Annotated in this window: 6 protein-coding genes and 2 pseudogenes; 2 read left to right on the top strand and 6 right to left on the bottom strand. The window is 42.8% G+C overall.

Annotated features, from left to right (window positions below; genetic code table 11):
• Positions 1-29: 29 nt before the first annotated feature.
• Positions 30-1265: a multifunctional CCA addition/repair protein gene (locus tag VF675_RS05595; protein WP_004972751.1), complete on the top strand. Its 1236-nt coding sequence runs from the start codon at positions 30-32 to the stop codon at positions 1263-1265.
• A 170-nt stretch (positions 1266-1435) separates the two neighbouring features.
• Here VF675_RS05595 and epmA read toward each other — a convergent pair whose 3' ends face one another.
• The 6 genes and pseudogenes from epmA to VF675_RS05565 form a co-directional block, all read right to left on the bottom strand.
• Positions 1436-2416 (bottom strand): EF-P lysine aminoacylase EpmA, encoded by a 981-nt coding sequence (epmA, locus tag VF675_RS05590; protein WP_096902381.1) that lies wholly within the window; start codon positions 2414-2416, stop codon positions 1436-1438.
• Positions 2413-3480, bottom strand: a complete 1068-nt coding sequence (locus VF675_RS05585; RefSeq protein WP_440204909.1) for a 4-phosphoerythronate dehydrogenase — start codon at positions 3478-3480, stop codon at positions 2413-2415. The genes epmA and VF675_RS05585 overlap by 4 nt, the downstream gene beginning before the upstream one ends.
• A gap of 209 nt (positions 3481-3689) precedes the next feature.
• Positions 3690-7526, bottom strand: a complete 3837-nt coding sequence (gene purL, locus VF675_RS05580) for a phosphoribosylformylglycinamidine synthase (protein WP_440204908.1) — start codon at positions 7524-7526, stop codon at positions 3690-3692.
• 331 nt (positions 7527-7857) lie between these two features.
• Positions 7858-8625, bottom strand: coding sequence for an OmpA family protein (locus VF675_RS05575; RefSeq protein WP_440204907.1), 768 nt, complete (start codon positions 8623-8625; stop codon positions 7858-7860).
• 2 nt (positions 8626-8627) lie between these two features.
• Entirely contained in the window at positions 8628-9587 is a 960-nt protein-coding gene (gene tagF, locus VF675_RS05570) for a type VI secretion system-associated protein TagF (protein WP_179991276.1), read from the bottom strand.
• A gap of 37 nt (positions 9588-9624) precedes the next feature.
• Positions 9625-12444: pseudogene (locus VF675_RS05565) on the bottom strand (ImcF-related family protein); the annotation flags it as partial.
• A gap of 101 nt (positions 12445-12545) precedes the next feature.
• Between VF675_RS05565 and VF675_RS05560 the strand changes: the two are divergent.
• Positions 12546-12657: pseudogene (locus VF675_RS05560) on the top strand (IS66 family transposase); the annotation flags it as partial.

Genomic DNA, 12657 nt, shown 5'->3' with positions numbered 1-12657 from the left:
ATGATTGCTTGAAGAATAGAGGTTTTTTCATGCAAGTTTATTTAGTAGGCGGTGCAGTTCGAGATCACTTACTCGGGCATCCCTATCACGAAAAAGATTATGTTGTCGTTGGCGCAACGCCCGAACAACTTTTGGCTCAAGGCTTTCAACCTGTGGGCAAAGACTTCCCTGTTTTTCTTCATCCTGAAACCAAAGATGAATATGCACTTGCTCGCACTGAGCGCAAATCTGGACACGGTTATCACGGTTTTGAATTTCATACCGACCCAAGCGTGACCTTAGAAGAAGATTTAATCCGTCGTGATTTAACCATTAACGCCATGGCAATGGATAGTGATGGCAATGTCTACGACCCTTACGGTGGACAGCAAGATCTGTGCAATAAAGTGCTGCGCCATGTTTCCAATGCTTTTGTAGAAGACCCGTTACGGGTGCTGCGTATTGCTCGTTTTGCAGCACGTTATCATGCTTTAGGCTTTGTGGTTGCACCTGAAACCTTGTTATTAATGCAAGAGTTGGCAGAATCTGGTGAGTTACATGCGCTGACACCTGAACGCGTATGGAAAGAAACTTCACGTGCCTTAATGGAAGCACGTGCCGATGTTTATTTTGAAACATTGCGTGCCTGTGGTGCTTTAAAAGTTTTATTTCCTGAATTAGATGCTTTATTCGGTATTCCACAGCGTCCTGAATATCACCCTGAAATTGACAGTGGTGTGCACACCATGATGTCACTACAACAAGCCTGTCGTGCCAATTACTCACTCGATGTACGCTTTGCAGTGTTATTGCATGATTTAGGCAAGGCCTTGACCCCTGCCGATGAATTACCACGGCACATTATGCATGAAGAACGTGGGATTCGACCTGTAACGGAAGTGTGTGAACGCCTGCGCGTACCGACCAATACCAAACAACTTGCACTTGCTGTATGTAAAGAGCATTTAAAATGTCACCAAGCATTGAGCTTAAAGCCTGGCACGTTATGGCGCTTATTACAGCGTTTGGATGTCTTGCGTCGTCCTGAGCGTGTAGAAGCCTTTGTACAAGCCTGTGAATGTGACTCTCGTGGGCGTTTAGGTTTGGAAGATCGTGACTATCCGCAAGCGAGCTATATTTTGGAAGCGATTCAAGTGGTACGCAGCATTAAGGCGCAAGACTTACCTGCCGATGTCCAAGGCCCCGATATTGGTGAAATGCTGATTGAACGACGCATTAAAGCGATTGAGCAATTAAAGGCACGTCACTTGGCTGCTACTGCTTAGGCTATTTAAGTCTATAGAACGTCATTACATGCGTTCTTTGATCTATCATTCTTAACCTATTTAAGTCAGCCTAAATTTCTGATCGAAAAGCCGTAATCTTCTAAAATATAGAAGCTACGGCTTTTTAGCTCAAATAAATCCTTCTTGAAATAAGAAACTGTCTTTTGCTTTTAGGCAAGCTGCGCAGGAAAGCTAATCACTTGCTCTAAACGCATCTGCTCAGTTGCAATCATCAATAAGCGATCTATGCCCAAGGCGATACCTGAACATTCAGGCATGTTCGGCAACGCAGCCAATAAATATTCATCAATTGGCATCACATGTAAACCAAGTTGTGCGCGTTCTGCATTATCGGCTTCAAAACGAGAACGCAGCACAGTAGCATCAATCAATTCATCATAGGCATTGGCAAGCTCTAAACCTTCGATATATAGCTCAAAACGGGCTGCGACCAATTCCCCATCATCATCTGTTCTGGTTTTAGCCAAAGATGCTAATTCAGGTGGAAAATCGGTTAAAAATACAGGAGCATCAAAGCCCAAACTTGGTTCTACAAAATGTGAAAACAATAGGTCGATGTAGCCTAGACGGTCATCACCCAAATCCAGATGCAAACCCACACGATGACAGCAGTCTTTCAATTGTTGCAGACTTGCCTGTAAAGGATTTAAATCCAAACGATCCATAAATGCGTGTTTATAACTCAACACTGTTGGACGTACTTCGCCAAAGCGTTGTTTTAACGTCAGATTAAGTAAATCTGTCACCTCAAACATAAGCTCTTTCAGGCTAAATTCGGGACGATACCATTCCAACATGGTAAATTCGCTGTTGTGTTTACGTCCATGCTCATCATCACGAAAGACTTTGCAAATTTGATAAATAGCACCACTACCACTGGCCAATAAACGCTTCATGGCAAATTCAGGTGAGGTCTGTAAATAGTGCGTATGCAATTTGCCCTGCACATGGCGCTGTGCTTGTACTGAAGCCAAATGCACATCTGTCACTCCTGCCTGTGACAAAATTGGCGTTTCAACTTCAAGTACTTCACGTTCCGCAAAAAACTGGCGTATTTGTGCATACAATTGTGCACGTGCGCGCATGCTGTTTAAGTCGCAAGTTGGTTGATATTGGAGATTTGAACTCATGCTTGCGGGCCTCCGTGCGCTGCCCATTCACGACGCAGAGGATAGGTTTTTCTTAAATGATCAAAAGCCTGCTGCTCAACTTTGCCCGCTTTGACACAGGCACGTAAATTGGCATCATCCTGTGCAATGTCATAAATTTGGCTTAAATGTGCATGCAGACTATTTTTCAAATCTTGTGTTTGGAAGTATTGCGTACAGCTTGGCAATTGAGTTTCAAATTGTTTTGTTGCATCTAAACCAAACTTTTCACAAAAAGCCTGATAAATCATTTGTGTGCCACGTGCCTTGCCTTCTAGACTATACCCTGCAATATGCGGGGTTGCTAAAGCAAGTAAGTCCAATAATTCTGCAGAGATTTCAGGTTCATATTCAAAAACATCTAATACCACTAAACGCTGAGTATGTTGAATATCCTGCATTAAAGCCGCTTCTTCTACCACTGGCCCACGCGCTGAATTAATCAGAATGGCTTGAGGCTTCATACATGCCAAACGCGCTGCATTAATTAAATGATGAGTAGGATGTTCACCAGTTTCTGTTAATGGCACATGAATGGAAATTGCATCTGCCTGTTGTAATAGTGCATCTAAGTCACATTGCTGCACATTGGGCAACTGCACAAATGGATCGTATGCGATGACATCCCAACCTAATAATTGTGCCATTTTGACCAAGCGCGAGCCGACATTGCCCAGTCCAATAATGCCAAGTTTAAAGTTTTGATTGGCATGTAGTAATTCAGGCTCGAGATGAAGCAATGCGGTAATCACATACTCACTCACCGCCTGCGCATTACAACCTGCCGCATTTGACCATGCAATGCCCTGCTGCTCGATGGCTGGGATATCAAGGTGGTCTGTGCCAATGGTCGCGCTGCCAATAAATTGAAGCGCGGTCTGTTGAATCAATGCTGCATTCACTTGGGTGACGGAACGAACTAGCAGCGCATCAGCATCTTGCACATCTTGATGCGTTAGACGGCGTCCAGCCTTGTGCTCTATTTCTGCCAAATCTGCAAAGAAATAATCGGTATATGCCAGATTTTCATCTGCAATGATTTTCATAACGCCATCCCATGTGTGTTTGCTTGTTTATGATAGCTTGAGTTGTCTAGGATGACTATGATTGTTGAGATTAATGCGGAATTGTTGAACAGCAAGCCGACGATTCATTTAGGTGGAAACATGCACGTCTATATAAAAGTTGCATATTCACAGCAAAAAAATCAGCCACCCGAAGGTGGCTGACTGCTATAGATTAAGCGAGTTAAATCTTAACCAATAAATTTACGCGCATTGCGGAACATACGTAACCATGCACCATCTTCAGTCCATTCTTCAGGTTTCCAAGAATGTTGAAGCGCACGGAAATTACGTTCAGGGTGCGGCATCATAATTGTTGCTCGACCATCTTTTGAAGTTACGCCTGAAATACCTTCTGGCGAACCATTCGGGTTCATTGGATAATGTTGAGTCGCATTTCCGTGGCTATCGACATAACGTAAAATCACTTGGTTGCCTGCGTTCAAGGCTGCCAAATTAGCTTCTGGTGCAACGACGCGACCTTCACCATGTGCCACTGCGATTGGTAAAATCGAGCCTTCCATATCTTGCAATAATACAGAGTTTGATTTTTCCACACGGACGTTAACGCTACGCGCTTCAAACACTTCTGAAGTATTGCGATGGAAACGTGGCCACGCTTCTGCACCTGGAATGAGTGGTGCTAATTGTGACAACATTTGACAACCGTTACAGATACCCAGTGAGAACGTTTCTTGACGGTTAAAGAATTTCTCAAACTGGTCGCGTAATTTCGGGTTGAACAAGACTGACTTCGCCCAGCCACCGCCAGCACCTAATACGTCACCGTAAGAGAAACCACCACACGCAACCAAGCCTTCAAAGTCGTCTAAATCGACACGTCCTGCAAGCAAGTCGCTCATGTGTACGTCAACGGTGTTAAAGCCGACTTTGTCAAATGCTGCCGCCATTTCTACATGACCGTTTACACCCTGTTCACGTAAAATCACCATATTAGGACGACGTGTATTGATGTACGGCGCTTCAACTGGCTCATTTAAGTCGAATGTCGGTTGAGCAATCAAACCTTTGTGGTTCTTATCTGTAATCAAGGCAAATTCTTGATCAGCAGTTTCTGAGTTGTCACGTAAACGCTGGATTTGGTGAGATACTTCACTCCAAGCCGTTTGCAAGTCAGCACGTTCAAGCACCAAGCCATTTACAGCAAGTTGATCTGTGTTATTGACTGTACCGACTACCGAAATTGCATCTTTCAGAGTAGATGCAGCAACTTCAGCAGCTAAGTTAGCCCAGTCTGCTTTAGAGATTTGTAGTACTGCACCAATTTCTTCAGCAAACAATGCCGCAACAGATTGATCTTCTAACGCCACACCTAAACGTGAAGCGAACATCATTTCTGTTACAGTTGCCAATAAACCACCATCACCAATGTCGTGATAAGCTTGAATCAAGCCACGGTTATTCCAGTCTTGTACCAAAGCAAAGAATGCTTTGAATTCGTCAAAGTTATCGACATCTGGTGTTACTGAACCAATAGCTTTATACACTTGCGCTAAAATTGAACCGCCTAAACGGAACTGACCTTTAGACAAGTCAATACGTACCAATACTGAATCGGTATTTTTCAATTCAGGGGTTAGTGTTTTACGTACATCGGTCACTGGTGCAAATGCAGTAATTACACCTGACATTGGTGAAGTTACAGATTTATCAACACCTTCGTCATTCCAAGTGGTACGCATAGACAATGAGTCTTTACCTACTGGAATTGCAATTCCTAGCGCAGGACACATTTCCATACCAATGGCTTTTACACCTTCAAACAAAGCTTGGTCTTCGCCTTTTTGACCTGCTGCTGCCATCCAGTTTGCAGATAATTTAATGTCGCTGATCTGGTCAATTTTGGCTGACATGATATTGGAAATAGATTCTGCCACTGCCAAACGCGCAGATGCTGCAGGGTTTAATAAAGCTACAGGTGGACGTTCACCCATCGCCATTGCCTCACCTGTAAAGCCTTGTAAGCTGGTGGTGGTCACTGCTGCATCTGCAACAGGCACTTGCCATGGGCCAACCATTTGATCACGTGCAACCATACCTGTAATTGAACGGTCACCAATCGTGATTAGGAATGATTTAGAAGCAACAGTTGGATTCTTGATGACACGGTAAATCGCATCTTTCAGATCAGTAACTTGAGCTGCATCAAAATCATCACCTTGACGCTCAATGCTTTCATAAGAACGGCTCATGCGTGGCGTACCACCTAACAAGACCTGCATTGGCATATCTACAGCTTTGTTATTGAACAGTGGATCTTCAACCGTTAAATGACGCGCTTCTGTCGCTTCACCCAATACTGCAAACGGACAACGCTCACGCGCACAGATTGATTCAAATAATTCTAAAGAACTTGGACGGATGGCCAATACATAACGCTCTTGCGCTTCGTTTGACCAAATTTCCATTGGTGACATGCCTGGTTCTAAAGATGGAATCTTACGCAAATCAAGTACAGCACCTAGTTCGTGATCATTCACCAACTCAGGCATTGCGTTCGAAATACCACCTGCACCCACGTCATGCACTGATACGATTGGGTTAGCATCTTCCAAACGCCAGCATGTATCAATCACTTCTTGGCAACGGCGTTCCATTTCTGGGTTTTCACGTTGTACTGAAGCGAAGTCAAGATTTTCACCCATGGTTCCGCTATCTACAGAAGATGCAGCGCCACCGCCTAAACCGATCAACATCGCAGGGCCGCCTAAAACGATTAATAAATCGCCTGGCTGAATTGGGTCTTTTTCGACATGGTCTGGACGAATGTTGCCGTAACCACCTGCAATCATGATTGGTTTATGGAAGCCTTTTACTTCACCATTCACGTTTTGCTCGAAAGTACGGAAGTAACCATTTAACGCAGGACGACCAAATTCGTTGTTAAACGCTGCACCGCCCAATGGGCCTTCAATCATAATTTGTAATGGCGATGCCATACGTGAAGGCTTGCCATAGTTTTCTTCCCAAGGCTGTTCAAAACCAGGAATATTTAAATTCGATACTGTAAAGCCTGTTAAACCTGCTTTTGGTTTACCACCACGACCTGTCGCGCCTTCATCACGGATTTCACCACCCGAACCTGTCGCAGCACCTGCAAATGGTGCAATTGCAGTTGGGTGGTTGTGTGTTTCCACTTTCATAAGAATGTGGGCAGCTTGGCTCTTATATTTATAAACGTAGTGACCTGTTGCAGCATCTTTTTTCGGATAGAAACGCTGCGTATCAAAACCAACAATCACCGAAGCGTTGTCTTTGTAAGCCGACAATACGTCTGTTGGTGATTCTTTATAAGTATTTTTGATCATTTGGAACAATGACAATGGCTGTACTTCGCCATCAATTGTCCATTCAGAACCAAAGATTTTGTGACGGCAGTGCTCAGAGTTGGCTTGTGCAAACATCATCAATTCAATGTCATGCGGATTACGGCCTAACTTGATAAATGCTTCGGTTAAATAATCAATTTCTTCATCAGACAAGGCAAAACCAAACTCACTGTTGGCTTTTACCAATGCCGCTTTGCCTTCACCCAAAATATCAATGCTATTTAAAGGTTTTGGTTCAGTTTCAACAAATAACGCTGCAGCATCGTTAATGTGGTTAAACACACTTTCGGTCATGCGGTCATGCAATACTTGTTTTACTTCGTTTGAAACGTCTGTAATACCTTTTAAGGTAAACAAAACACCGCGTTCTAGGCGGTGTACAGGCGTATTACAGTTGGCAAAAATATCGGTTGCTTTTGATGACCAAGGAGAAATTGTGCCCACACGTGGTGTCACTAAAATTTGAACTTCATCACTTGCAGCTTGGCGTAATTCAAAAGATGCACCATCGTTTAAAAGCTGTAAAGCAGATTGCTGTTGTTGCTCGTCGAGCGCTTGGTCAAATAAATAAACCCATTGGCTATCGAAAGATTGAACAGAACTCATTGACGCTAAACGGTTTAAGAGTTGAGTTTTCTTAAAAGATGAATGTGCAGGTGCACCGGCAACGATAAACATGCTGATTTTGGCTCCACGGGCTGATCTTTTGGACCATGCCACAATGTGACTTGAAGAGAGCGCATATTCTACTGTGAAATGCCATAATCAGCTAGATGGAAAATGGTTTTCTTGGCGCGTTTCGGCAGTAAAACTTCCGAATGTTGATTTAAAGCCTCTATTTCAGATCAATGTATTCAAGATTCGTGCTTTAAATTGCACAAAGCACTCTCACTGTGGAAATTACTGAATGATTGATGCTGTTTTTATTTTCTATGCCATCTGTTTACACACAGATGCTCTAAAGATCAGGACATGACGCTCAACTTCCGCCTTGCTCAATATCAACTAATCAAAGCACCTCAAATTCAATACGTCGATTTTTCTTACGTCCTTGTGGCGTTGTATTGTCTGCGACAGGCTGATTAGAACCTTGACCTTCGGTGCTTAAATGCGTTATCGCAATACCTTTATCGATCAAATAATTTTTTACCGCGCCTGCACGTGATTGGCTTAACACTATATTTTTATGCGCATCGCCCGAACTGTCTGTATGTCCAACAATTTTCACTTTTTGGGTGCCAACTTGCTTCAATGCCACAGCCATTTCATCCAGAATTTTTTGACCTGCATCAGTTAAAATCGCACTACCCGATTCAAACTCAATAATCCTGTTTTTGAGCGTAGCATCCAGCATCTTTTGTTCATACTGATTCCCTGAAAGCTGCGTGTTTAAACGATAAGGCTGCTGTACCAAAGCCTGAAAGTTTGCTGTCGTAGCTTGAATTTGATGAGCAGCACTCACCTTTCCTATCAAATCAATTTGAGTCCCTTTCACACGTAACTGCCCTTGAGAAATCTTTTTTAACTCTGCTGTAATCATACGAGTGACTGAATCATCCCAACCATTCGGTGCAGCAACTGCACGGACTTGAATTTTATCTAACACCTGCGATTCACCATACACAGCTTGCATTTTCGCCAAAATGGCTTGTTTACTTGCTTCGTTTGGCACCACACCTTCTATAACAATGGGCGCTGCATAGATCAAATGACTTTGGACTAAAAAACACAAGCCAATAAGTAGACTTACGCGAATACGTTTTTGATTATTTTTCATATTTATTTATCTAAAAAAGTTTGCCTAAACAGCTTCAAGGCTTGGTTAAGATTTAACTGCCGCTGACAAAGTAATTGTTCCAATGTTGCAAGACCTGCATTTTGTTCTAAATAAGCATCAATCCAAGTGGCTTGAATTAAAGAAACCCAATGTTCACCCTGCATATTTTGAATAAATAGATCGCGCAGCGTCATGACATCAGCCCCCTGAAAATCAATGATCAAAATGGGTGCCTCAAAATGTAGTATCCCCAGCAAAATTTCAGTATGATGCGCGCCTAAAAACCGCCCGATCATGCCCATCCAAAATGCTGCGATTTCAAAGCAATATCGCGGATGATTCAGCGGTAAAATCATCACTTTGTTTAAACGACGAGTGCCATTTTTGAGGACGGGTTGCAGTAAAAGTCCCAACCCAATCACACTCTGAGCCAAGTCATTGACACTGATTTTCATTAATTGTGCCAATGAATGCGTGCTGTGTTTTTCATAAAAGTCTTGGTATTCTTCTGCACTCAAAAGTTGAACCCTATTCGGCAATTGATTCAACAGTTCAAATGACATATTGGGATCACGGATATTGCTTAAGACCTGATTGCGTTGCAATAAATCAGTCCAAATAGCTTTGTAAAAAAACGGCACAAATAATAACTTTTGACTCGGCTGTTCGACCTCAAACAACTGCCCCAGTAGCATTGGAAATGCCCGCCCCGAGCTATCTTGGCTCGCCTTTAAATTAACAGCTAAAAACATTGGTTCTGCTGGATGGGCAATCAAAAAATCTAAAGCAGGCAAAGTTGCATAACGCTGTTTAAAATCTGCGCTCTGCATGGCATGTTCCAGTGCATTACTAATCCACTGATCGAGCTGCTGAATGAGTTCCGATTGCCCTTTAGACTTTATAAAATCACCACGGGCAGGTATTTTTCCATAATATAAAGGTACGGTTTTTACTGCTTGCATACCCACCACGCCTTTTGCCAAGTGTTATTTCTCTTGATCATTGCGGAACGCCTCCCACTTGTGCAGACATTGTAGTTTTAGACTGCGTAGCCGCTGTTTGTGCGGGACTCATTGCTGTCGTTTGTGCAGCAACCACAAGAAGTGCTTTGGTCGTGGTGACTTGATCGACCAACTGCAACCCCACATAACCACGACTTGAACCAATATTGCCCGAGCTATGTCCGCTAATGAGTCGGAAATTCACTTTTAAAGATAAAGATGGTTCCGTTTTACTGACCCAAGTCATTTCAAAGTGACCGTTTTGCTCTTTGCGCTGTGCAGCATCAATTAAACGGTTAATGCCATATTCGCCCGGTGCTTCAAAAATAGTATGCGACTGACCTTTTAAATCGAGTGCACTAATACGCACGCCGGGAATTGCGCCTGGATTGGGCCACACAAAGTTGACCCATTGTTGAATTCCATTTTCAAACTGCATTCGCTGACCATCAATATCGATGCTATACGATAAAAATTGTGGGTGCTGTAATGGATAAAATTGGAAATTGGATTGATTTGAAACAGCAGATGTTGCAGGCTGATCTAAACGTCCTGTTGCCATACCATGAATTGGCGCAACATATTGCGGAAATGCCATCACAAACTGAGGATTTAAATTTAAGCCTAAATCTTTCCATGTTTTTGAAGTTAAGACATAACCACGACGAATCAACAACGGATCTAAAGTGTCTTTGACAAAGCCAGCAATACTTCCTGTTTCACCAAAAATTTGTCCCATTTCCTGACTGGTTGCCTGTAAAGTCCCCCCTGAATGAAATGGATATTTCTGACCTAAATGTGTTGCAAACGGTTGATAGGCTTGAATACGCCATAATTTATTAATTTCATCTTGTGTCGGTACAATTAAACTTGCAAAAGATTGAGTTAGCGGTGTCATCAACAGTTTTTGTAATAATTGTTGGTCAGCCTCTTTTAAACCCACCATCATTTTTTCATCGACATATTTTTGCGTTGTATTAAAGACCGAGTTTTGATCATGGATGGTTTGTTTGAACAATGCCATTGCACTTGGTCCAATTTCCCCTGCCGTTTGAAGATCATTTAACTTGCTGCGCACCTGTGCAAGGTTGTTCATATACACATCAAACAGAGATTGATCCTGTAAATCGTCACGTTTACGCAGCAGTTGATAAAACATTTGGTATTCTTGAGAAATCGCACCTTGCGCTTTTAGAGCTGCCTGCGCTGCAGCTTTGTCATTAGATTGACGCAGCACTTTGTCTTTAAACCACGCCATAAATCCTTGTTCAGGCACAGCAAGTTCAGCTTGCACAATTGGATTATCCCAATTGGTTTCCACTGCAATACGTTGCAATAACTTGCGAATTGGCGAGTTTTGCGGCTCTCCCAACAAATCAAGCTGTTTCACTTGCTGGCTGAACTGATCTGTTTTGGCATAGTGAATACCATTTAGGAATTTCTTCCATTCACTTACATATTCTTGCTGATACAAGCTCAGCAATTGTTTACGGATTTGTTCAGGACTTCCTGAAAAAGTCAGATCATCTGACTGACGGCTATTGAGTACCCAATCTTTGCTGTCCGTTGGCTGATTGGCTGCCTGATCAATTGCTTGTTCGACATATTCACTCCACGCCTGCTGCGTAAAAATGCCAGGCAAAGCATGACTGCCTAAAACAATGCGACTGTGTTGCTCCCCCACAATTTGACTGACTGTTAGCGCAGGAAAACGTACTGCTGTACGCATTTTTATTTCGTTATATACCCGATCTCGTGCAGGCATTCCCTGAATGACCGACAACAGCACTTGACGAGTTTGATCGACCATTTGTGCATCACTTTCCAGTACAGGAAAATCGTCCTGATGAGCGAGTGTCATGGCATAAGACAGGATTTTTTCTGCCTGCTGAATCATGTCAGTACGTGGCATTTCCCCAAGATGAGCATCCAACCAAGTGCGCCAAAAACGTGAAATCTGATCACTTAAATGACTGTTCTCCCGATATTCAGGATTCGTCAGCATTAAATAAGCCTTTAACGCATTATAAGCATCTTGCGGATTTTGCACGGAAGGCTCTAAATATGGTTGAGTTTTCGCAACTTGCTGCGTTTTTGCATGTATATGATGCGCTTTGAGTGTTGCCGCATCTTGTTGGACACGCTGTAAATATTGCGCGATATTTTGCTGCGTTGGCAACAATACAATCTGCTGAACACCTTTTAGATATTCAACTTTGAGCTGTTCGCGTAACTGCTTGCCCTGATATAAGCCAAAACTGAACTTAAGTGGACGTTGTTCGGAAAATCCATCCAACTGTTGCAGTCGCGCTTGTAAAATTAATAAGCTTTCCAATTGCGTGGATAAAACCTGCCCAGAAGTTTTTTCCAAACGTACAACTTGATCTAAATCTGCCTGAACATCGGCAATGAGTTGTTGATTATGGCGATATGACCATACCCAAACACTGAGCAACAATCCAACACCAAGCAATGCAGCAGTAAATGCCATATAACGCTGACGTTTTTTCGCAGGATTAATATGTTGTTTCACCAAATGCTGATCTCGCAAAATCACATTGGAAAACAGACCTTGTAAAAAATAGCCATGATTTGGGGCAATCGAACTTTTTTCTTCGTCCTGAAAAGGACTTGCAATCTGCTGCAGTTGAAATTCTTGTGCGATACTTTCTGTCATCGGGCTTTCGATGCTGCCTTCCTGTAACGCACTGGTAAAGTAAAAACCTCGAAAAACAGGTTGGAATTGATACGGATTATCTTCAAATAAAGTCCCAATAAAACTTTTTAATGCTGGCTTTAAAGTTTTAAATTCCATCGGGTGAGAGTTATCGTTTGAAGGATAAAAAAAGAATAGGGATTCAGCCACAGGTTGAAACTTAATACGAGATCAAAGGGGTCAGTTTTAAATTGCCGTTGACAGAGTTCTTGAAAGGCTGGCAGGGCTATCTAGTCTGTGATGATTACAGTGGTTATAAAGCACGCTTCAAATCAGGCCAGGTCATTGAGGTGGGCTGCATGGCCCATGCACGTC

The sequence above is a fragment of the Acinetobacter sp. Lyrl_1 genome (genome assembly GCF_051948795.1).
Lineage (GTDB): Bacteria > Pseudomonadota > Gammaproteobacteria > Pseudomonadales > Moraxellaceae > Acinetobacter > Acinetobacter towneri.
The sequence above is the reverse complement of the archived record's forward strand: the minus strand, read 5'-3'. Positions and strand labels throughout refer to the sequence as shown.

Bases quoted from the DNA above. Each gene is read 5' to 3' on its own strand.
- purL (WP_440204908.1), bottom strand. From the start codon at position 7,526: ATGTTTATCGTTGCCGGTGCACCTGCACATTCATCTTTTAAGAAAACT.
- VF675_RS05575 (WP_440204907.1), bottom strand. From the start codon at position 8,625: ATGAAAAATAATCAAAAACGTATTCGCGTAAGTCTACTTATTGGCTTG.
- VF675_RS05595 (WP_004972751.1), top strand. From the start codon at position 30: ATGCAAGTTTATTTAGTAGGCGGTGCAGTTCGAGATCACTTACTCGGG.
- VF675_RS05585 (WP_440204909.1), bottom strand. From the start codon at position 3,480: ATGAAAATCATTGCAGATGAAAATCTGGCATATACCGATTATTTCTTT.
- tagF (WP_179991276.1), bottom strand. From the start codon at position 9,587: ATGCAAGCAGTAAAAACCGTACCTTTATATTATGGAAAAATACCTGCC.
- epmA (WP_096902381.1), bottom strand. From the start codon at position 2,416: ATGAGTTCAAATCTCCAATATCAACCAACTTGCGACTTAAACAGCATG.